Here is a 23,361-nt window from a genome sequence, read left to right as displayed (position 1 = left end):
TATTTATATTTTAATAACCATAATTACATTTTAAAAGAAGTCCAAGGGTTCCTTAGACTTCTTTGTGTTTAGTATTTATTTGAATGTAGTGGTATGTTCAAACTCACATTGCTACCTAATTCTACCTCTTTACCCCCAGATAGAATTCTCACTTGATGAATACTTGGTTCTACTTCCCTTAGGGTCAGCCCTAATTCGTAGACTAAGGACTGTTGATGTTTTTCGTTGACTGGAACGTTTCTAATCTCTTCTGTAAAGTCAATATATGCAATTCCATCCCTCACATAAACATCATTAATACTAGCGCCATAAGGTATTTCACTATGCAATCCACTTCCCACTGGTGCCCCCTCTACTAGGGCTGTCAAAACCGATTTTGTATCTGCTTTTAATACATTTAGCCCTCGTGTGATGGGTATAAAAAAGTCATCTTCTCCATTGACTGTTCCCTTATAATATAGGGTAACTGGTACACTTTCTGGGTCCATAGAGTCGGTTAAATTAATATTTCCTCGTTCTATTGGATTACTGACTTTGGCTCCATAGGTTAATTTGTTTAGCATTTCTCCATTTACCATAATTTGAACCTGGTCTATACTATCAAATTCAGTCAGGGTGTACACAATTGATTTCACAATCGCATTTTCATCTATTTCTGATTGATAAGCGAGAAGTTGCTCGTTAAAATCCACTTTGCTAAGCCCTTCATTGATGGAGATCCCTATGACTTCAGTTCCCGGTGGCAATACTGGTAGCAATCCTATGGTGGCTAAATCGTCTCGAAGTACAGGCTGATCTACCAGCTGTTCTAGAGCTGCCTTTGCAATCCCCTCCTGCCAGGGAATTCTTCTCATGACAGGAATCAGTAAGCCTTTATCGTCTCTATAATAAAGTACCGTTTCTCTTAGTTCATTGTCTTGACTCCATGGTTGATCTACTACATAATGCACTTCTTCAACAGTTTCCCATCCCACTAGTTTTGCTAATGGGTTTCCACAGGCAGTTAATAATGATAATGATATCGTTGTCAATAATAGTACAAAGGTAATCCCTCTACTAAATTTCATAACTTTTCGTCCCCCTCTAATATAATCCATTCCACTTTTTCTACAATTATATTAGAGAAGTCCTCGAACTATTCGTCATTTCTTTTTTACTGAGGTAAAGTACCCACCCCGAATGGACCTAGCATCGGTTACTGTAATAAATGCCTTGTGATCATGAGTATCTAATACATTGTAAAGTTTAGATAAATTTTTGCGTTGCAATGAAACATTCAATAAGTGTCGAATCCCCGTTCGTCCATAGCCTTCTACCACCGTAACCCCAAAGCCTGCATCTCTGAGCAGATCAACTAGTTGCATGACATTATGATCACACATCACTTGTGCAATGATGTTCCCCAAAGCCATTCTCTCCTCTATATAAATCCCCACATAGTTCCCTGCTGCAAAACCAGTTGCGTATACCAATATATTCACCGGATTATCTAAGGCCTCCAAAACTTTGCCAATGGCTAATATATAGATAATACTCTCTACAAAACCAATAGCCGCTGCTTGGATACGCTTTCCTTTGACTACCATAATCATTCGTACAGTACCCATACCAACATCTGTTACCCTGGCCACAAAAATAAATAGATATCCTAAAACTAATTCCATCTCAATTCCTCCTTAAAATACACCTCTATATATTTATTATACTAGTGGGACAATTTTAATCACAGTCCCATTATTATTGATCCTTTTTTAAAATTTGAACCGCTTAAAAAAATGGTTCCCAATAAATCTAGGAACCATTTCTTTTAATCTCATATTTTGCTTATTGTACTTCTTCAAAATAACGTGCAATTGCCCTGTACATTGCTTGGGAGGTCTTTTCTCTATATGCTGAAGTGTTGAGCTTACTTTCTTCATTAGGGTTGGTTAAAAATCCAATTTCATGTAATACAGCTGGCATAGTGGTCTCTCTTACAACCACAAAGTTTGCTGTTTTCACCCCTCTATTTGTAGATTGTAGCTCTTTTACTATTTCTTCTTGGAGAAGCTGGGCCATTCGTCTACTCAGGGTCTCTCTTTCCGTTGTCTGTGCCCCTTTATGATAAAACGTCTCAGTCCCATTAATTGCGGTATTGGCTGCAGCATTGGCATGTATACTCACATATAAATCTGCCTGAAGCTGATTGGCAATCTCAGCTCTATCATATAAGCCCACAAAGGTATCATTGTCTCGAATCATGTAAGTCCTAAAGCCTGCATCCATTAAAAACTTGTTGAGCCTTTGGGCTACATCCAATACGACATCCTTTTCTTTAAGCTTTAAATTTGGTGATATCGCCCCTGGATCCGTTCCCCCATGGCCTGCATCTATGACAACTAAGCGTTGGCGGTATTGAGCCTCTTCATTCCTTAGCACAAGTACTAGATCTTTAGCTGGATTATTGGACATGATAACATGTTCTACCCCCTGTTGCAACACAATTTCAAACACATATTCATCAGCGTTGTTTTCAAACAAATTAATTTCCTTAATCATATGATCTTGTATTGTAATGTTGGAAATTTCTTTATTGAAATCCTTCTTTGACACAGTAATATTCAATCGATCGGAACCTTGGTTTTTCGTCACCCGATAGTCTGTTTCTCTGTCGCCTCGTAAAACAAGTGTTGAGGCAGTCCAGCCGGTTTCCTCATAAATAATACTTTCAAAGGGCTTGCCTTCTATATGTACAATCAATTGATTTTCTCTGACTTCAAAATAAAATTCATCTGTACTCTTCTTCTCCTTCAGGTCAATTACCGTTCTCACAATTTGATCATCTGCTTGATAGTGATGATCTGGTTTAAATTGTGCAACTCGAATCCCAGCAATCACCTTGTCATCAGGTTTCCTAGTAGGAAGCTTCATATTAGGGTCTAGAACAGATCCTTTAACATCGATCACCAATCGTTCTGGATCATGTAGATGCATCACATTATAATCATCAATAGCTCCACCCTCAATAACAACAACCTTCTTCATGTTCATGTCATCAATTCTTACATGATTCACTTGATTGATAAAACGAATTACCATTTCACCAGTAGATTGGTCATATATAATTTCATGGTTTATCGCTTTTTTAAGCTCCATTACCACACGAGTTGTATCAGGATTAACTTCAAACTGGGAAGCGCGAACTTCCTTCAACACAGTATTATTTACGTCGATTCTTACCATTTTATCTACATTTAATTTACTTTGGTCATCTAAAGCAAGCTTTGTATTTTTAAAGTCTATTACCAGTCTATCGGGATTAACTAACCTTAATTCGTTATGTAGAACCTTTTCTCCCGTTTTAATACGGATCTCTGGAACCCCATTTTTCGTCACGACATTAAAGTCCTTAGCAACCACTGTATTTTCCTTTTCTTTCACTTCTTCTTTCACTTCTTCTTTTACTTCTTCTTTTACTTCTTCTTTTACTTCTTCTTTTACTTCTTCTTCCTTACTCTTTTCTTTTTCATTTATGGCTACTGTTCTTGTGTTATTATCCCATTTCACTTCTAATCCTAGCATACCACTGATAAATCCAATAGGGACAAATGTTCTACCACGATCTTGGTGGGTAATAATCTTAGCAGGTACGCCATCGGGTAATTGTTTCTTTTCTCCATTGACAGTTGCCGTGGCACTATCTATGGTTAAAACAATTTCTCTGTCTTCTCTAGTAATCGTTACTTGATACTTCTCTGGATCCCACTTCACATCAGCACCTATATGCTGAGAGATAATTGCCACTGGCACCAGGGTCCTGTCATTGTAAATTACAGGAGGCACATCAGAAGAAACCTTTTTTCCACCTAAAGCTAATTGTACAATATAGAAGTTTGTGCTCTGTCCATCCATGGTCATTCTTTGCTGTGGAAGGCTTTCATTGGCAAAAGCAAAGGATGTCATTAATGTCAGAAAAATCATCATAAATAAAAGAATTTTCTTCATTTTCTTGCCCCTCCTAAATCAGTTTTATGACTCTTTCGACATTATCTTCTCTTAGTCCTACTATTACTACATGCCGATATACTAGTTATATCATTGCGCCAAATCTTATGTCAACATATCTGGTTAATTGTAATGAACATGTAATTAATTCCTGTATTTCCACGAAAAAAACTAGACCTTTTGGCCTATTTTTATCAATATTATTTTTGCTTCATGACAAAATACCAACTAAATCACCTTATAAAGTTCATCCACATCTGGTGGCCGTAATTCTTCCCTTATGTTCTCTTTAAGAAGTACACGTTCTCCCACTTCTATTGTACCTATCTGGGTCACTAGGATGCCTTCAGCCCTTAATGTTTTCATTAGCAACGCTAACTTAGATGGCACCACTGTCATTGCCATAACCCCACTAGAGATCAGTCTCAATGGATCTATGGATAAGTGGTGACAAATTTCCTTTGTCTCCTCTCGAATTGGAATTTTATCAGCTTCAATTTTAATACCTAGATTTGAGGCCTCTGCCATTTCCCAGAGTGCACCTAAAATGCCTCCTTCAGTTACATCGTGCATACTTGTAACGCCAACCCGTCCTGCTAAAACCCCTTCTTTCACCACACTAATGTCTTTTCCAAAGTCTTGGGCCCTTTGAAGTGTTTCTTTAGAAATTTTTCCTAAAAGCCTGTCCTCTAAATCCCCTGCGATAATGGCCGTACCTTCTAGCCCTGCATGCTTTGTCATGAGCACAATGTCTCCCACTTGGGCACCGGATGAAACTGTCATTTCCTTCTTCAATTGTTTCCCAATGGCTGTACTACTAATGACCATTCGATTAACCGCATCTGTAATCTCTGTATGTCCTCCAATAATTTCAACATCAACGGATGCTGCTGCACGATTTGCTTCCTCCATGACCAAGGCCAACTCTTTTTTTGTTGTATTTGGTGGTGCTAAAATCGTTAACATGATTCCCAAGGGTGCCACACCATTAGAAGCAATATCATTGCATGAAATATGTACGGCTAAGCTTCCAATATCCTTACCGGCTCCTGTGATGGGATCTGTACTCATGACTAAGACGTACTCCTCAAAATCCACAACTGCGCAATCCTCTCCAATAGAAGGTCTCACCAAGACTTCAGACCGTCTATGCTGAATATTTGAAAAGATGACTTCCTTTAATATTTCTGTAGGTACCTTTCCGATCTTCATAGCGTTCCCCCTCATATAACTAACAATATTATACCATATCTTTTTTCTGATTCGAATCGCAAAATATACCCTGCCACTGTTTGATGGTTAATAGCCGATGATCCGATATGATATATAATAACTGAATATCCTCAGGTGGCACATCATGCATAATCAATACCTCTGCATCATATCCATTTATCAAGTCTAACCGATGGTCTAGATTATCTGTAAAACTTATGGACTCTTGCCAATAAGTATCAACTAAATGTCTTCCCTTTGTTTGAATATACTCATGAGCCCCACGGAAGCACACTATATCTTGGAGTATAAATGGCTCGTACAATTGATTCGCAGAGTTTTCATTGGCAATCCAGCATTTCTTAGGATCAACCTTCAAGGCCATTAGGACCGTATGAGAATGGAAATGTGGTTCTTTTCTATAATTCAGTGTAGCAAAAATAGCTTTTTTTCTTTGAACCCATAAAGGTATGTCAGAAGATTTCATGTCATCAAACATCTGATGAAATTCAAAATATTTACTGTGGTAGCTACTTTTGTCATCAAATTTAATCCCTTCTTGGAGTATCTTTTTTATATCATTAATGGGTGCAATATGGTAAACAACTCCTGTTATTGTGTAATCTTCAAAAAACATAATTTACCGCCTCTCAATTAATATATTTCATTACAATAATTTCAAGGTATTCATTCCACGATCTGACTCAAACTATCATTAGGGAGGTGACTTTCATGACTATCTATTGTACAAGCTCCTGTATGCATGAAAGCGAAGGAAATTGCATGTTAACACATGTTACAACAACTTCTGACTCAAGTCACCAAGGGTGCGCCTATTTTAGAGATAAGAAAGAAAGTCATTCAAAAACCACAGAATCTGAACTGCATGATTTATTTTAGTATCGTCCTTTTAATTTAAATTATGTAAGTAATGACTAACCGTGTACAATCCCACAGTTAGCCATTTTTTTGTTTATATTAAGAACATTGCTACAATGGTGGTGACGATTAATCCAGTCATTACTGGAATAAAATTCCTTCTAGCTAAATCCATTGGTAAAACTCCGGAGATTGCTGCTACTGCAATTAAACCAGACCAAGGAATGATGGTACCTCCGCCGACCCACACCGCGCCAATTTGTCCTAGCACCCCTAATTTTGCTACACTTCCGTTTACAGCTGTACCAAAGACCCGAGCCATTGAACCCGACAATGCAATTCCTGAAAAACCCGAACCATCTAAACCCGTAATGACACCCACTGTCATTTCCATAATTGCCGCTGTTGGTTTATTCATTGCCACAGTGGCCGCCAGCTGTCTCCCTACATCTGCTAAGATCCCTTGGGAGGACGCTGGCAATACATTTTCACCCATAACCCGTACAAAGGAACCCATGGATCCCATATAAAAGAATGCCGCAATGGGTATAATGGGACCAAATATTTTCATTCCAAAAATAAAGCCTTCTTTTATATATTTCGTAATTTCATTGAGGGCCTCTGTTTTGTACTCTGCAATACATATAATAACCAATACCAATACAGCTGTTCCTCCAACAAGTGCAGTGGCAGATCCCCCCCTTAACTTTAACATAAACATAGCAACAATTGTCAGGGTGAATGCACAGGGTACTAGTATGGCTCCCAATCGGGCTGTTCTTTTATACTCCTTTGGGGTAGCATCGATATTTTCCACAACCTCACTGGCCTTTAGAATCCCTCGTTTCATGTCTCTCTTCAACATAATATAGGCCATGGTAACAGTTACAATAGACATCACTGCAAAAAGTGGTAATCCACCCATCATGATCTCTGTAATATCCACATGGGATGTACTGGCTGTTAAGGTCGGTGCTCCCTGAATGACAAAATCTGTGGACAGTGCAATCCCATGACCAAATAAATTAATGGCCATGGCTGCACCCATGGCTGGTAACCCAACCTTGTAGGCTACAGGTAGTAATACCGCTCCAATCAAGGGTGTGGCAGGAGACGGCCAGAAAAACCAAGATGTAATCAGCATAACAATACCAATAAACCAAAAAGCCTGATCAGGTGTTTTGATTAGCTTTGTCATGGGCCTTACCATTAATTCACTGGCTCCAAGCTCTTCAAGCAGCTTCGACATGGCCACAATGATTGATATAACCATAATAATATTTAATAATTCTGATGCAGATACCATAAATGAAGTAAAAATACCACCTACTGCTCCTGCTACGCCAAGATTTGCTGCCAAACCAATCAAAAACACCCCTATAATACAGGGAATTGCAATGTCTTTTCTCATAATTAATGTAATCAATACGATAAATACCATTACAATATAAATCCAATGTACTAAATTCAGCTCTACCATTTTCTCTCCTCCCTCTCTTTGTTTCTTCAACATAGGGAGCTTTTTTTAGTAGAAAAAAATCACCCTATTCATTCATATTATGAATTAATAGGGTGATGGTGCGTCGGTAGTGCTATTTTTAGTAATTATCTTAATTGCATTTTTTATAAGTAGATAAAGGGCACTAAGTAAAAAAACAAACCAAAAAGTCACAAATCTCAATATGAGGGCAAAGGCTGCTGCCTTTGCTGTGGGTACCCCTAAGGATCCCATCAGTAGAATCGCCATACCCTCAAATGTACCTATCCCTCCAGGGGTTAATGGTACCATGGCCACCATATACGAAATATAGGTTGTTAAAGCAATGGCAAAGAAGCCTATTTCTAGCCCCAATGCCTGGCCTATTAAATAGGCTTTTACTGCAAACAAACTCCAAATTCCCAATGATAACATTAATTGAATAGCAAAAAAACGTCGGTCCCTTAAAGCATTTCGGAAATTTCCTTGGAACTCATTTACAATTTGCATTAGTTTCAGTTGCTTTTCTTGTTTTATCGGTATTTTAGCCCAGAGCCAATGGATTTCAGACGACATCAGCAACCATAATAATGTCGTGATAAATAGTACAAATAGGATGAACGTTCCTCCGACGATCTTCTTGTCCGCCATGGGAATACCTGTGAATAATAAAAACCACAACACACTCATGCCACTCATGATCATAAAACCTATTGAACTGATAGTTTTTTGTAATCCCACTAAACTGACTGCTTCACTGATAGAGTGTTTAAATTGAGAACACAGCATCATGGCCTTTGTGGCTTCTCCTCCTGCTTTTACTGAGGGGGTGATACTTTCAACAAAGGTGCCTGTCAAATTAATGTCTAACATTTTCCAAAAACAGATTCTCAAGTTAAGGTATTGTCCCATTTTAATCCATTGAAAAGAAATTAATCCCAAGGTAATGAGCTGAAGCAAACATGCAAGAATTAATCTTGGCAGGCTTATTTGATTAAAGGTATATACGAAACCTTGCCAATCAACCCACCGACCGATGATTATGATAATGCCTAACATAGTCAAAAGAGAAAGGAGTTTCTTCAATCTTATCCCTCCTCTGTTCCTTGGTATATACGATGGTAGCCCGTTGACTTTGTGAATGTTTATGAAAAATGCACTGCCCTTTGTTGCAGGAGGTCATCTCAGGAACATGGGCATGAAATTGCTTGATCTCATTCTGCTCACATCTCACTAAAATTCTTGCTCCCCCAGGGGCTCGACCTAATATATTCTTTAAAATTTGGTCATGAGGATATGCTTGTTTAGCGATGTGTACGATGGTATACCCTTTTGCATCGATCCGCTTTCCATCCCCAAACATCACTTCTATTCTTTCTGCTTCATTTAATTTCAATTCACGGACAAATCTTCGAGCCATTTTCACAGCCCTTGGGTCATTATCAATTACGCTTACACGAGCTCCCGTTTGTCTGGCGATTTCCAATGCGGTGGCGGGAATTGGCCCACCACCAATACAAAGCACTTGATCTGACTCTGTTACTTCTCCCAGTAGCATTTCTCTTTTTACAATTTTACAATAATATAACCTAAATAATACATGGGCTCCTAATGGAAAGACTACAATTAATCTTTCAAATAATTTTGTTATCACACGAACTATAATCATTCTAGTCACACCTTAATATTCAATATTATAGAACAATTCCAAAGAATTTAATAAAATGATTAATAAGTCCCCCCACAAAGAAAGCAATAAAAATGGTGGCTCCAGCAATCCCTAGAGCGATCTTCAAGCGAAACTCTTTAATCAACACTGCCAAAACAGACAAGCAGGGTAGATAAAATAGCGCCACTACCGAACCGACGAACAGCTGAGCTGTGGTCAGGTCAAGCTCTAATAGTGGTAATACAGCTAACTCTCTTCTCACAACCCCAAGCATTAATCCTAAGCTTGCTTCAGCAGGTAACCCTAACCAACCCACAACCAAGGGTTCAACAAAATGATTCACAGCATTGAGTACACCAGTCTCTGCAATAAATGCTGCAAAGGCAATCCCAAGAATCATCGGTACTTCTGCTTCAATCATAAAATCTCTTATTCGAATCCATATCTTCTTTCGTAACGCTCCTATATTAGGCATTAAAAGATTAGGCATTTCCAACAATATGGGATCAATTTTTCCAGGAATCACTCGATTTAAAATCATTCCACCTATTACAATCGCTGCAAAAGAAACTAAATACGTTGCAATCAAAACAACAATTGACTGATCTCCCAAAAGGGCAAAAAAAGCTCCCGATTGTGCTACACATGGTACTGCTAGTGAAACCAGCATACTGACAGTCAGACGTTCCTTGAAGCTAGTGGCTGATCTTGTTCCTAGAATCGCAGGCACAGCACAACCATATCCCATTATAAATGGAATAATATTACCACCTTGAATTCCAACTCTCCGAAGTGCGCCATCAGCTAAAGCTCCTAGTCTAGGTAAATATCCACTATCCTCTAAAAATGACAAAACAATATAAAACAGGGTGACATAGGGCAAAATCAAGGCAAAGGGCCACTCAATTGCTTTAATCAAAACACCGTAGTCTCCCACTAGAATATTAAAAGCCATTCCCTCTTGGACAAAATTCGATACAAGATTCATCATAAATGGTGCATAAAAATTATTAAGTAAAGGAAGAAAAATAGTAGCTCTAATAGCCTTTCCTCCACCTACAACGAAACCAAGTGATAGTACTAAAACTAACATTGCAATTGGAATACCTGGAAATGGTTTTAAAGTCAAATCCTCTATCCGATCCCATAAGGTAGGTTCCTTATATTCATAGCTTTCAACTGCCTTAGTAATTCTAGTCGCTTCTTCCCAAGTATCTTCGTGCTGCAAGCAATACTCATTATCATCACTTAAGTTATGTAAAGCAACTTCCCAGGCCTTTTCTAAAACATTCTTTAATCCTATATTTCGAGTGGCAATGGTTGGAATCACAGGTGCATTCAATTCTGCCTCTAGCTTTTGTGTGTCAATGGTTATTCCTTTATGCTCTGCTACATCTCCTAAATTAAGAGCAAATACAGTAGGGATTCCATATTGCTTGACTTGTAATGCTAAACTAAGGTTCCGCTCTAGATTTGTGGCATCTAGCACAAAAATGATTACATCTGCACCTTCCTTCATTAAATCTACTGCCACCTCTTCAGCTGGCGAGGTAGCCTTTAATGAATAAGTCCCTGGCACATCAATCAGCGTTCCCTTCTTATTTCCAAAATGTATATTACCCTTGGTGAAACTCACCGTTGTTCCAGTATAGTTTGCTGCTAGCACTTCTTTTCCTGTTAACTTTGAAAAGATGACACTTTTGCCCACATTAGGATTTCCCATTAAGAGGACCCTTAGTCCATCTTCCGATCCACGTTGTATTTTTTCTTCAACTTCATGACACCCCAATTAAGCTACCCCCTTCACGACAATCTGTTCTGCTACATCCTTCCCAATAGCAATACTTCTCTTCCCAACCTGAACAATAACAGGTCCTCCCCATGGCTGTTTTGAAACGATGGACACAGTTAATCCCACTCTCATCCCTAAGGATTTCAGCAACCCAATTGCAGGTAATTGTTCAACAACACATTGCTGCTTTATATGGTAATTGTATAGAGACATATGTATTCCCCCTCATGATAATGATTTTCATTATTTTGTTGTTTTCAGTATATCACTTGGTTTTTTTTGTGTCAATCATTCTAAATTTTTTTTATTATACCCTTGTCTATCTACTCAAAACATCATTGCCCATTCCATTATTTCTCTTATTCTTTTCTAGGCAGCTTAACACTTAGCTGTTTGATTACCCTGCTAAAACAGATTCACTGATACTCTCATTCTACTTTTCGTAAAAGTATGTTACAATATTTAGTAGAATCTATCATGTATCGATTAATTAGGAAAACAACTATAGGGGTGAGATAAATGAATTTGAAAGGAACACAAACCGAAAAAAACCTTTGGACTGCTTTTTCTGGTGAGAGCCAAGCTAGGAATAAATATGCTTTTTTTGCTAAGATTGCACGACAAGAGGGCCTGAATGAAGTAGCAGACGTTTTCCAAGAGTCAGCAAAGCAGGAGGAAGAGCATGGTCGAATTATCTTCGAATTTTTAAATGGTGTTCAAGACTCAGTGACTAATTTAAGGATGGCTGCTCAAAGTGAACACTATGAATGGACCACCATGTACAAAGAGTTTGAACGAATAGCACGACAAGAAGAATTAGATGAAATTGCTTCTTTTTTTCATGAGGTAGGTAAAATTGAAGCTGAACATGAAAAAAATTATTTGAATCTACTAAAAAAACTTACTGATCCCCGAAAAACTTCAATAAAATAGTGAAAACCCTAGGAGGCTTTCCTCCTAGGGTTTTTTTGCGTATTTCTTTTGACTCCACCAGCCCAGTCCACCCAAGACCGATAGACCCCCTAGAAAAATCAAAATAATTTTGACTGCTGTATCATAGAAAAAAGGTTCCGGAACCATTTGAACTAAAATTTCTGTTTTAGGATCAAGAATCCATAAATCGTTATCAAAAAAGATCAAATGAAAATACGTGAAATATTTATAGAAATCAACATACATTAAGAGCAGTAATAATAATAGCATTAAAAAGCTTCCTATTGCTGTAATAAAAACCGTTTTACCTAGGTGAACCTTCCACTTTGTATCTTTTATGATCATAACTCCAGTTAATAAAAGCATAAGTGCTAATCCTACATTTCTAGCAATTCTCCCACCTATAAAAAGTGCCTTCACATCAATCATGTGAAGAACTGCCCTTTCACCAAACACTTCCTGTTCTTGCCCTCTCACAATGGCTCTGGTATTTAATAGAGGTCGCTCGTCTTCAAAATACTCTAATACGTCTTCAATGGTATACATTAACTGATCTATTTCCATTCCAGTTACTTCTGGAACATTGAATCTTTCAAAGGAGCGTTCAAAGTGGTTTAAATTAAACGCCATGATTTGAACAGATGTTAAGAGCACCACAATGGACAATAAAATACCAATTATAAAATAAACTATTTTTCTCATCATTCGATTCCCCATTTATTTTTTATTTTCATTTATCACCATCTAAAGCATTTGTTCATATGATGAAATAACCAAAGGTTAATAAATCCTCATTATAAGGAGGTGACAAATATGGCTGAAGCTAAAGCAGGATTGTTTGGAGGTCAAAGTAGTTTATTGTTCTTCTTCCTACTGTTAGTGTTAATCTTCTGCCGTTGTGGATTCTGGACAGCTGACAACCGAGAAAGCTTATTATTCTTCTTCTTGCTTCTTGTTGTGCTGTTTGGTGGCAGATACTTCTGGTAGGGTTCAAGTAAATCTGACATAAAATCATAGCTTGAAGGTGTGATGTGGGTTGGATTTTATTCCAACCCATATTCCATTTTAAGCACTTAAAATTTTAAAGAATACCCATTTAAAATTTAAGTGCGCTGTGAGTCGATGCGATAACATCAGACGAATTTATTTAAGCACTTGAGATTTTAAACAATACCCGTTTAAAATCTAAGTGCGCTATGAGTCGATGCGGTAGCATAAGACGAATTTTTATAACAACGCTTCAAAGGCAGCTTCGTCTAAAATTTGTAAATTTGTCTCCACGCCAGATTCCAAGATTTCTTGGGCTTTTTTTAGTTTTGATCCAGCATTATCCCCTGCAATAACAAAGTCCGTATTTTTACTAATACTTCCCGAAACCTTCGCACCTTGTTCTTCTAAAAGTGTTTGAATTTCCTTCCGTCCATAATTCTCTAAGGTTCCTGTTACCACAACTGTCTTTCCAGAAAAAATACTTTCCTGTCTGTTTTTCATCTTGTGCTGCGGTTTGATCCCTTCTGCCAGTAGCAGCTCTATACTTTTTATGATTTTCTCATCCTCAAAAAAACCCACAATACTTTGGGCTACAATCCCTCCAATATCAGGCAGAACCACTAATTCATCATAGTTTGCTCTCTGTATCTTCTCTAAGTCACCAAAATAATTGGCTAGGTCAGCAGCTGTTTTTCTGCCTACATTAGGAATGCCTAATGCATAAATAAAAGCGTCTAGCTTACAGGTTTTACTTTCTTCTATGGCATCCAATAAATTTTTTGCCTTTTTGTCTCCAAATCGTTCCAGTTGAATTAAATCTTCATATTTTAGCTCATATAACGCAGCAATGTTCTTTAATCCCAAAGCTTCAAACAGCTGTTCCGCGGTTTTTTCACTAAATCCCTCTATGTCCATGGCATCTCGACTTGCATAATGAACGATTCTCGAAACAAGCTGAGGCTTACAGGATAGGGAGTTAGGACAAAAGATATGAACTCCCCTATGGACAATTTCACTATCACAGGCAGGGCAATGCTGAGGTTTTTCAATCTCCACTGCTTCCTCACAGGTTTCTTCTATTGCACCCATGATTTCAGGTATCACATCTCCGGATCGCCTTAACCATACTTGACAACCCACCTTAACCTTTTTTCGTTGAATATCCTCCCAGTTATTTAGGGTCGCCCTACTGACGGTTACACCAGCAATTTCTACAGGCTCTAATTGGGCGGCCGGTGTGAGCTTTCCAGTTCTCCCTACCTGCCATAGTACGGCTTCTAACTTTGTTGTGACCTCTTGGGCCTCAAATTTATATGCAATGGCCCATCTAGGAAACTTTTGGGTATATCCTAAAATTTCTCTTGTCCTTAAATCATTTACCTTGATTACAATCCCATCGGTTAAATAATCTAATTCTTTCATTCCTGCTTCAACTTCACGGATTTGCTCAATTACTTGATCAATTCCTTTACATGATTTTATATAGTTACTGACAGGAAATCGGTTTTTTTTCAAAAAATCAATCATTTGTATATGGGTTTCAAATTCCATTCCTTCATAGTACCCTATGCTATAGCAAAAAGCACCCAGTTTCCGCTTAGCTGTAACCTTGGGATCTAGGTTTCTCAGAGCTCCGGCCGCAGCATTTCGAGGGTTCTTCAAAGGCTCTTTAGCAGTTTTATTGTATTGGGCCAGTGTAGATATTGCCATTAAGCCTTCCCCTTGAATTTCCATCTTATTGTTAAAATCAACTCCTAAGGGAATCGCTTGGATTGTTTTCACCTGTTCAATAATAGATTCTCCTACGACGCCATTACCTCTGGTAGCTGCTTGAACCAGTTCTCCATTTTCATAGGTTAAATTTAGGGTTAACCCATCAAATTTGTACTCTACAATATATTCAATTTCATGGTTTGATTCTAATTTTTTCTTAATTCGTTGTTCCCAAGCAACCAATTCTTCAGCAGTCTTGGCTTTATCTAAGCTCCACAGTAGGGCGACGTGCTGGTGAGATTGAAATTTTTTCAAGGGTTCCCCACCCACCCGCTGTGTCGGTGAGTCTAATAAAACATGTCCTGTTTTCTCTTCTAATTCTATCAGTTGATCATAAAGACTATCATATTCCTTATCACTGACAATTGGTTGATCTAATACATAATACTTGTAGCTATACTCATTTAACTGCTTTACTAATTGCTCCATTTCCTTCATTTGATCCATATGCTTCCCTCTTTCACCTATATTCCTAACTACATATCCATACTTATTGTATATTGTTAAAAACATGTTCTCTATATTAGCTTGTACAATTTTCACACTATCTTCCGATGAAAATTAAATATATTTAGCGAATTGATTTGAAAGTATGACACGACTCAAGTTATTTAATCACTTCTAATTGTGTAAAGGCAGTAGAAATTTTCTTGATCCCTGCATTTGGAAAAGCAATTGTCAACATTTCTCCTGATGCGGCAACCACTGTTCCCACACCAAACTTTGGATGTTTGATTTTCATTCCTGTTTTAATCTCCCCTGTTATATTTTCCTGTTTAACGGGTTTTTGATACATTCCGCCTCCATTAAATAGGGGTGAAGTTTGCATTTTTCGAACTTCTTGCTGCCGATTATAGGGTTTTTCCATGGTGATGAGTTCCTCTGGAATTTCTCGAATAAATCTAGAAACTGCATTGGCATTGGTTCTACCGTATAATGTCCTCATCATTGCATGACTTAAATAAAGCTTTTCCATTGCTCTGGTAATTCCCACATAACAGAGCCGGCGCTCCTCTTCCTCATTATTCTCTTGTAGGGACATGGATGACGGAAAGATCCCTTCCTCCATTCCAGGTATAAAGACCACTGGAAATTCAAGTCCTTTGGCACTATGAAGTGTCATGAGCACAACAGCTGCTTCGTCCTCATCCATTAGATCTAAGGAGGTTTCTAGAGAGGTCCTAGCTAGAAATTCCTCCAATGTTTTTATTTCTGCATTTTCATCAAAATCCTTGGTTAAGGAGAGAAATTCCTCTAAGTTTTCAATCCGTCCCTTAGCTTCCACTGTGTCTTCCTTATGCAGTTCATCAATATATTCTGATTGCTTATATATTTCCTTAACAATGGTTGTTACAGGCACTTCATCCTTTATGTCTCGTAGGCTCGTAATCATTTGAGTAAATTTACTTGATTGTACCTTCACCCGGGTAGAGAGATCCGGCATCAGTTCTACATCCAATAGGGCATTAAAGAAGCTTGACTCTCTTTCGTCCGCATGTATTTCTAGCTTTTCAATACTCCTTAACCCAATCCCCCGCTTGGGTACATTGATAATTCGTTTGACATTGACATCATCCACAGGATTTTCAATGATTTTCAAGTAAGCTAAAATATCTCTAATTTCCTTTCGATCATAAAATCGTGTTCCTCCCAGTAATCGATAGGGGATTGCCTTTTTCATTAACAATTCCTCTAATGTCCTGGATTGGGCATTTGTTCGATATAAAATGGCGAAATCGTTGTAGGAACGCGTCTCCGTTTCCTTCATTTCATCAATTGCATTGGTAATATACCCTGCCTCATCATATTCATTGCTGGCCTTATAATACTGAATGACCTCTCCTGGAATATTATCTGTCCAAAGTTTTTTGTCCTTACGTTCTGAATTTTTAGCCACCACCGCATTGGCTGCAGATAAAATATTTTTAGTGGATCGATAATTTTGTTCTAATTTAATAACCCTGGTATTAGGAAAATCCTTTTCAAATCCTAATATATTGCGAATATCAGCACCACGCCATCCATAGATTGACTGATCATCATCTCCTACAACACAAAGATTATGATGTTTCTTAGCCAATAGGCTGACCAATGTATATTGAGCCATATTTGTATCCTGAAACTCATCAACCAATATGTATTTAAACTTTTCTTGGTAGAAAGCTAAAACCGGTGGATGTGTTAAAAACAATTGAACTGTCTTCATAATCAAGTCGTCAAAGTCTAGGGCGTTATTACTTCTCAACTTGTTTTGATACATTTCATAAATGGTTGCTATTTTTTCTTTTCTAAAGTCCCTCCCCTGAACCTCTTGTTGAAATTCCTTGGGTCCCATTAGTTGATCTTTGGCCTTTCCAATTTCCGCCAATACAGCTCTGGGTTGATACATCTTATCGTCTAAATTCAATTTTTTCAAACACTCTTTGATGACAATCTGTTGATCTGTGGTGTCATAAATAACAAAGTTTTTACTATACCCAAGCTTGTCAATTTCACTTCTTAAAATCCGTACACAGGAGGAATGGAATGTACTGACCCATAAGTCCCGAAAACCATCTCCCAGGAGCTGATGAATACGCTCCTTCATTTCACGGGCTGCTTTATTGGTAAAGGTGATAGACAAAATATGATATGGGGAAACACCTAGTTCTTCTACTAGGTAGGCAATTCGATGGGTGAGTACTCTGGTTTTCCCCGATCCTGCCCCTGCCAATAGAAGTAGTGGCCCCTTTGTATGCTCTACTGCCTTTCGCTGTTCATCATTTAAGTGAGTTAAATTCATTTTGTTGCTCCCTTCAAACTATTGTTTTCTATACTCTATCTTACATGATTTAGCACATGGTTTCAATAAAGGAGTACAGACAAACATAAAAAGAGTAAAACCTAATTGGTTTTACTCTTACTGGTTTTAACAAAGATTTCTACTAGATTCAGGTCAAATCAAGTGCTTGTTCTTACTTGAAATATACCTAGGCTTCTTATGGCACTCAGGTATTCCTATTTTTAATACTTAAACTTGGCAGTGCTCTCTTGCATTTCCTCCGACAATCGTGCTAATGATTCACTGGCATTAGCTATTTCAATCATAGATGCAGTTTGTTCTTCCACCGATGCTGAGGCTTCTTCCGTTCCTGCTGCATTTTCTTGTGCGATAGCAGATAGACTTTCTATAATTTCTATAATTTCGTTCTTCTTAGATTCCATGCCTTTACCAGAACGGGTTATTTCTAGTGTAATGCCACCCATTCGCTCTACTGCATCATTTATACCTTTGAATTTATCACTGGTTAATTCTACACTCTTTGTTTGTGATTCCCCTAGTTTTTCAACTTCTTGCATGATCACTACTGCTTTTCCTGTTCGACTCGTTAACTCTTGTATCACGATACCTATGTCCTCTGTAAATTTAGAAGATTGTTCTGCTAGCTTTCGTATTTCCTCTGCCACCACTGCAAATCCCTTACCTGCATCCCCTGCCCTAGCTGCTTCAATAGCGGCATTTAACGCCAGTAGATTCGTTTGTTCAGCTATACTTTTAATCATATCACTTGCAGTTTCTATTTTTTCAGCACTTTTATTAGTTTCTACAATCGTTTCATGTATTTCTTCCGATGATTTATTGCTAAGGTTTGTCTTTTCTACTAAATCCTTTAATACTTCTAATCCTTCATCCTTTAACTTAGTTACTTCACTATTAGACTTATTCAACTCTGTAATATGTTGCTGGTCTTCTTCTATTAACTGACCCAATCCGTTAATATGTTCTACTCCCTGTTCTGTATTCCTGGCTTGATCATTGGCACCCTTAGCCATTTCTTCAATGGTTTTAGCGACTTCATCTGCTGCTGTAGCTGACTGTTGGCTAGTGGCTGTGAGCTCTTGTGAAGACGCTGCTACCTGCTGAGAGGTGGTGGCTATATTTTCTATCATTGCCTTGATAGATGTCTGCATGTCAATGATAGAACCGATCATTTCTCCAAATTCATCTTTTAGATTAAGATGTTTTTGCGAAAACTCAGTTGTTAAATCTCCTGAAGCAATTACATTCAACTGTTCTTTTACGACATTGACTATTTTGATTACATAGTTTGACATTACAAATAAGATACTGCCAATTACCAAAAAGGAGATCAATCCCAAAATGCCTACTTGTACAGTATTCTTCGATACTGCAGCATATACATTGTCCATAGATATCCCAAGATTGATCGCCCCTACGTGTTCCCCATTTATCCAAACAGGAACCAATACTTCATATACTTCTATTCCTAAATAAGTATATTCCGATGTATAAACCTCTCCATTTCCAGCTGCTATTTGAATTCCTTCATCATCACTAAGATCAAGTCCAATTCTCTCCCGATCACTGTGAGCCATAGCCCTTAAGCTTTTATCTGCAAAAAGAGCGAAAACAATATTTTCCTCTTTAGCTAAATTTTCAACAGTGCTTTGATAACTAAAACTTTCCGATAAGTCATGAATCACATTTGCGAGAATTCCTACCTGTATTACATCCCCTGTAGGACTTACTGTGTATCCATATTTATAGTAGTCATTAGAGACAGTGCTTTCTCTTATCTCTTCCATTAATTCAACTTTTCCTTCCCTCAGCATAAGATGCAAAGCATGTGATTCATCTGCAATCCAACCTATGTTTTCATTAAGGTTAGAATAAATAATTTCACCAGTTTGACTAAAGATATTAATTTCATGAACATCTAAACTCTCTGCCAGTTGGGTTAATGTATTGTTGCTCATATTATCTTGATTGGAGATTACATTTCTAGCAACTGCGCTTATATTGTTTTCTATCATTGTATTAACTGTTTCCAAAGAAACAGTGGCTGTCTCTAATTGTGCAGCAGCTAGATGTGAAAGTTCTAAGCCATCACTTCGCATTTGATCCAGTAAGCTGTCTTTTATTAGAAGAGAAGATCTAACCCCAATACCTAAAATAGCAATAAATATAACGATTAATGGTAAAACGATTAATCTTAACTTGATTGAGTACCTTCTGCCCTTATTCTTTGTGTTAGCCATATTTTTTTATTCCTCCTATGATTTTCATTTCTATAGTTTCTATGTTTCTATGCTTCTATGCTTCTATGCTTCTATGCTTCTATGCTTCTATGCTGAAAACTGATTTACTTTCTTCCTTTTTTCCACAAAAAAACTGGCCTCTAGGAAAAGGCCAGGTGTCGCAATACATAAATACTCAGAAAGCATATTAATCTTTATACTTACAAGTTTGCATTTCGGCAACCTGGCAATCATAGGAATATAATATTCCCTTAGATCCATAGCTTTGCGCCCTTATTTTTCAATAAGTTTGCCCTTACCAACATTATCGTTGGTATTATGTAGTTTTTAGTTAAACGATATTACTAATAATAGTTAATACCTATTCAGTGTTCTGCATTAATAAAGCCAAAGTATTAACTCTTAACTCTAATAAATCAATTTCGACATACTTTTAACAATTCCTTCTTCATTCTACATTATTTTATAAAATTATACAAATATAATAACAAATAAAGAAAAATATATTGAGTCTACTCATCAATTTCACTTTATAGAAGTAAATACAAATAAAAAGAGTAAAACCTAATCGGTTTTACTCTTCATCATCTTAACAAATGCTTCTACTAAATCTGGATCAAATTGGGTGCCTGCTCCTTTTATAATTTCTTGAAGGGCCACATTTTCTCCTTCGCCCTGTTTATGAGCGGTTCCATGACAAATGATATCATATGAATCTACAATTCCGATAATTCTTGCTAGAAGCGGAATTTGAGTTCCCTTTAATTGTCTTGGATATCCCAATCCATCCCATCGTTCATGATGAGATAATATCCCTTCTGCAATGGTGGCTAGTTCAGAAGTTGCATTGGCAATTCGATAACCAATTTCCGGGTGTTTTTCTATACGCTCAATTTCTTCTTCTGTTAGGTCTTCCTGTTTCTCTAGTATATAAGTAGGAATCGATACCTTTCCAACATCATGTACTTTTGCCAATACCTGTAGTTCCTTTAATTCTCCTTGGGACAGATTCATTTGCTTCCCTAATCCAACCCCCATGACTTGTAGTCTATCCATATGTCCTGCTGTTTCACTGGTTTTCTCAACCAATGTAGCCAGCAGCGAATTAATGATTTCATATCTTACTTGCTTACTTCTGATTAGCTTGTTGTGATACATACGGTTTTCTGACTCTTTAATCACAGTATTCACATCTTGCTCTATCTTTGTTTTTGTCGCAGCTCCCAGAGAGATACTAATTTTAACCGGTTCACTCTTCAAATCATCACAGGTTTCTTGTATTCGCTTGCAAATATCTAGGGCTACCCGTTCTTCAGTTTGTGGTAGTAAGATGGCAAACTCATCTCCTCCCCATCGGAAGATCAGATCCTCTTCTCGACAAGAATCCTTTAATACTTCTGCGATTTTAATTAACACGTCATCTCCCGTTTTATGTCCAAATGCATCATTAACTAGTTTTAGCACATTGGCATCTGCCACAATAATACTTAAGGGGAGCTGTCGATATTTATTTAATCGTTTAAATTCTTCCTCAAAGTATGCCCGGTTATAAAGCCCTGTTAACTTATCATGAAAGCTCAAGTACTGAATTTCTTCATGATTTAACTTTCTGGTGGTCACATCTGTGGCAATCCCATCAATCTGTACCGTTTGACCGTATTGATCCTTTACAATCCACGCTCTATCTCGAATCCATTTCACCTGTCCGTCAGGATGTACAATCCGAAGTTCAACATCCCAGCTTCCAGTCTTGAATATTTGTTCTAATGCATCCTTCATTATTTCTTGATCCTCAGGAAAAACCATTTCAAAAATAAACTGTTTGCCTTCATCCAACAATTCTCGTACAGGCCTACCAAACACCTTTTCTCCTGCTGGGTTGAGATAGCGTAGGGCTAAGGTTTTTGGATCTGCTGACCAAATGGCGTCTTCAATGGAATTGAGAATGCTATCTAGCCTATCCTTCCCTTCTCGAAAATTCTCTTGCATTTGTTTTTGCTCAGTAACATCTGTAAAAATAATAATAAATTCCCCAGCCTTAGGGCTTGATATAGCAAAAGAGATCCATTTTTTTAAATTCTCAAAGTATCTTTCCTTCCGATGAACCGTTTCTCCATTTAAAGCAACACGTCCACACTCTTCGATCCAATCAAAGTCTGACTCAACCATTCCTTTAAATACTTCGGTACCCCTTTTCCCAATAATTTTCCTGCGGCTGGTTGTCATTAATCTTTCAAAGGCTCTATTCACCTCTAATATAATAAAATCCACTGGGTGGTTGTTCTCATCTATCACAATTTGAAAATATCCAAAGCCATCCATCATGTTTTGAAATAATGCACGATACTTTATTTCACTTTCTCGAAGCTTTCGTTCAATATCGGCTTTATAGAGGGCCATTTGAATATTCGTATGAAGCACACTCTCCTTAACTGGTTTTACTAAATAACCATAGGACTCTGTTGCCTTGATTCTATCTAAAATTTTCGTCTCTGAATAAGAGGTTAAATAAATGATTGGCAGTTTAAGTTGTCCTTGTATTTTAGTTGCAGCTTCAATGCCATCCATTTCTCCCTTAAGAAAAATATCCATCAACACCAAATCTGGTGACTGTGTTTGGGCATAAGAAATAGCCTCTTCTCCTGTGGCCGCCGTCCCTATGACAGTATACCCTAAATGATTTAATTTTTCTTGTATATCCAGTGCAAGCATTCGGGAATCTTCCACGATTAAAATTCTGGGGCTTGTCATAGATCCACCTCTTATCCTATCAATTCTTAGAATCAACTCAATAAATATATTCTATATGATTACAGTTGGTTTAACAAGTAATACACAGTAAATATTACCTATTGTTTGTTAAGCAACATAGGACTTAATACCTAGCCAAAAGATTTTTTTCTATTTTAGGCTGTCAGATACATGTCCGGTTATATTATACCTTTTCCAAAGATTATTTTTTAGCGAAATTTGTATGGCTTTTCAATTTTTTAATTAGAAGTCATACAAAAATTCGTCTGATGCTATCGCATCGACTCATAGCGCTTAAACAAATAAGAAGGGATCTAGATCCCTTCTTATTTGGTCTTATTCATTTTATCACATTTGACACCGATTTACACACCAAATAGTCTTGTTCCACCAAAGAGTACTACCAATAGCAAGAAGAAGAATAGTAAACTATCCCCCGATCCTCTAAAGATACCACAGTTACAGAATATTAAAACCAGCAACAAAAAGAAAAACAACAAACTTGAATCCGTCCCAAATAATCCTCCAAATCTACTACCACTAGTTACCTCAGACATATATTTCACCTTCCTCAATAGATTTTCCACTATTCCTAGTGTCATTATCTATAGTATGACTTTCACTTTTATTTGGTGACATGAAAAAGGGTAGGATACCCTACCCTTTAACTAACAAAATGATAATTGTCTTCCTCCAAATAATACTGCTAATAATAGGAAGAAGAATAACAAGCTGTCACCTGCGCCCTTAAATATACCACAGCTACAGAAGATCACCACCAGTAGTAGGAAGAAAAACAACACACTACTGTCTCTCCCAAACAAACCACCTAAAACGTTTGTGCTCGCTACCTCTGACATG

20 protein-coding genes and 1 riboswitch are annotated in these 23,361 nt (G+C 37.5%); of the genes, 3 read left to right on the top strand and 17 right to left on the bottom strand.

The window, feature by feature from the left end:
- Positions 1–68 precede the first annotated feature (68 nt).
- From AMET_RS04695 to AMET_RS04675, 5 genes are all read right to left on the bottom strand, one after another.
- Positions 69–1,067, bottom strand: a complete 999-nt coding sequence (locus tag AMET_RS04695) for a GerMN domain-containing protein (RefSeq protein WP_012062217.1) — start codon at positions 1,065–1,067, stop codon at positions 69–71.
- Between the two features lie 75 nt (positions 1,068–1,142).
- Positions 1,143–1,664: a DUF2179 domain-containing protein gene (locus AMET_RS04690; RefSeq protein ID WP_012062216.1), complete on the bottom strand. Its 522-nt coding sequence runs from the start codon at positions 1,662–1,664 to the stop codon at positions 1,143–1,145.
- Between the two features lie 160 nt (positions 1,665–1,824).
- Complete coding sequence (locus AMET_RS04685) at positions 1,825–3,984, bottom strand: N-acetylmuramoyl-L-alanine amidase family protein (RefSeq protein WP_012062215.1); 2,160 nt, start codon at positions 3,982–3,984, stop codon at positions 1,825–1,827.
- 228 nt (positions 3,985–4,212) lie between these two features.
- On the bottom strand, positions 4,213–5,196 hold the full coding sequence (locus tag AMET_RS04680) for an AIR synthase family protein (RefSeq protein ID WP_012062214.1): 984 nt from the start codon (positions 5,194–5,196) through the stop codon (positions 4,213–4,215).
- 28 nt (positions 5,197–5,224) lie between these two features.
- On the bottom strand, positions 5,225–5,833 hold the full coding sequence (locus AMET_RS04675; protein WP_012062213.1) for a hypothetical protein: 609 nt from the start codon (positions 5,831–5,833) through the stop codon (positions 5,225–5,227).
- Positions 5,834–5,928: 95 nt separating this feature from the next.
- On the opposite strand from AMET_RS04675, the gene AMET_RS25550 reads away from it, so the two are divergent.
- A complete protein-coding gene (locus tag AMET_RS25550; protein WP_157047154.1) occupies positions 5,929–6,096 on the top strand; it encodes a hypothetical protein in 168 nt (55 codons plus the stop codon).
- A 73-nt stretch (positions 6,097–6,169) separates the two neighbouring features.
- Here AMET_RS25550 and AMET_RS04670 read toward each other — a convergent pair whose 3' ends face one another.
- From AMET_RS04670 to AMET_RS04650, 5 genes are all read right to left on the bottom strand, one after another.
- Positions 6,170–7,555, bottom strand: coding sequence for a hypothetical protein (locus tag AMET_RS04670; RefSeq protein WP_012062212.1), 1,386 nt, complete (start codon positions 7,553–7,555; stop codon positions 6,170–6,172).
- Positions 7,556–7,639: 84 nt separating this feature from the next.
- Positions 7,640–8,611, bottom strand: coding sequence for a lysylphosphatidylglycerol synthase transmembrane domain-containing protein (locus tag AMET_RS04665; protein WP_012062211.1), 972 nt, complete (start codon positions 8,609–8,611; stop codon positions 7,640–7,642).
- Positions 8,574–9,221, bottom strand: a complete 648-nt coding sequence (locus tag AMET_RS04660; protein WP_012062210.1) for an MDR/zinc-dependent alcohol dehydrogenase-like family protein — start codon at positions 9,219–9,221, stop codon at positions 8,574–8,576. Before AMET_RS04660 ends, AMET_RS04665 begins: the two co-directional genes overlap by 38 nt.
- A 25-nt stretch (positions 9,222–9,246) precedes the next feature.
- On the bottom strand, positions 9,247–11,010 hold the full coding sequence (locus AMET_RS04655) for a ferrous iron transporter B (protein WP_012062209.1): 1,764 nt from the start codon (positions 11,008–11,010) through the stop codon (positions 9,247–9,249).
- Positions 11,011–11,226, bottom strand: coding sequence for a FeoA family protein (locus AMET_RS04650; protein ID WP_012062208.1), 216 nt, complete (start codon positions 11,224–11,226; stop codon positions 11,011–11,013).
- A 306-nt stretch (positions 11,227–11,532) separates the two neighbouring features.
- On the opposite strand from AMET_RS04650, the gene AMET_RS04645 reads away from it, so the two are divergent.
- Positions 11,533–11,946, top strand: coding sequence for a rubrerythrin family protein (locus AMET_RS04645; RefSeq protein ID WP_012062207.1), 414 nt, complete (start codon positions 11,533–11,535; stop codon positions 11,944–11,946).
- Between the two features lie 24 nt (positions 11,947–11,970).
- Here the strand turns inward: AMET_RS04645 and AMET_RS04640 are convergent, their stop codons facing one another.
- The gene (locus tag AMET_RS04640) at positions 11,971–12,651 is read right to left on the bottom strand and encodes a TIGR01906 family membrane protein (RefSeq protein ID WP_012062206.1); all 681 of its coding nucleotides are present in this window, start codon (positions 12,649–12,651) and stop codon (positions 11,971–11,973) included.
- A 108-nt stretch (positions 12,652–12,759) separates the two neighbouring features.
- Here AMET_RS04640 and AMET_RS26165 point away from each other — a divergent pair, with 108 nt between their 5' ends.
- Positions 12,760–12,933, top strand: coding sequence for a hypothetical protein (locus AMET_RS26165; RefSeq protein WP_012062205.1), 174 nt, complete (start codon positions 12,760–12,762; stop codon positions 12,931–12,933).
- A gap of 240 nt (positions 12,934–13,173) precedes the next feature.
- Here AMET_RS26165 and ligA read toward each other — a convergent pair whose 3' ends face one another.
- The 6 genes from ligA to AMET_RS04615 all read right to left on the bottom strand — a co-directional run bounded on the left by ligA (position 13,174) and on the right by AMET_RS04615 (position 23,360).
- Positions 13,174–15,156 carry an NAD-dependent DNA ligase LigA gene (gene ligA, locus AMET_RS04635; protein WP_012062204.1) on the bottom strand — a complete coding sequence of 661 codons (1,983 nt, stop codon included), beginning with the start codon at positions 15,154–15,156 and terminating at the stop codon, positions 13,174–13,176.
- Positions 15,157–15,316: 160 nt separating this feature from the next.
- Positions 15,317–17,491 (bottom strand): DNA helicase PcrA, encoded by a 2,175-nt coding sequence (pcrA, locus tag AMET_RS04630; protein WP_012062203.1) that lies wholly within the window; start codon positions 17,489–17,491, stop codon positions 15,317–15,319.
- A gap of 221 nt (positions 17,492–17,712) precedes the next feature.
- Positions 17,713–19,749 carry a methyl-accepting chemotaxis protein gene (locus tag AMET_RS24150; protein WP_012062202.1) on the bottom strand — a complete coding sequence of 679 codons (2,037 nt, stop codon included), beginning with the start codon at positions 19,747–19,749 and terminating at the stop codon, positions 17,713–17,715.
- A gap of 214 nt (positions 19,750–19,963) precedes the next feature.
- Positions 19,964–20,053: riboswitch (cyclic di-GMP riboswitch) on the bottom strand.
- Positions 20,054–20,313: 260 nt separating this feature from the next.
- The gene (locus AMET_RS24145; RefSeq protein WP_012062200.1) at positions 20,314–22,500 is read right to left on the bottom strand and encodes a diguanylate cyclase domain-containing protein; all 2,187 of its coding nucleotides are present in this window, start codon (positions 22,498–22,500) and stop codon (positions 20,314–20,316) included.
- Between the two features lie 365 nt (positions 22,501–22,865).
- Positions 22,866–23,057 carry a hypothetical protein gene (locus tag AMET_RS24825; RefSeq protein ID WP_012062199.1) on the bottom strand — a complete coding sequence of 64 codons (192 nt, stop codon included), beginning with the start codon at positions 23,055–23,057 and terminating at the stop codon, positions 22,866–22,868.
- Between the two features lie 111 nt (positions 23,058–23,168).
- A complete protein-coding gene (locus tag AMET_RS04615) occupies positions 23,169–23,360 on the bottom strand; it encodes a hypothetical protein (RefSeq protein ID WP_041720358.1) in 192 nt (63 codons plus the stop codon).
- Position 23,361 lies beyond the last annotated feature (1 nt).

This window comes from Alkaliphilus metalliredigens QYMF (assembly GCF_000016985.1).
Classification (GTDB): domain Bacteria; phylum Bacillota; class Clostridia; order Peptostreptococcales; family Natronincolaceae; genus Alkaliphilus_A; species Alkaliphilus_A metalliredigens.
Note: the sequence above shows the minus strand (reverse complement) of the source record. Positions and strands in the feature narration are given on the sequence as shown.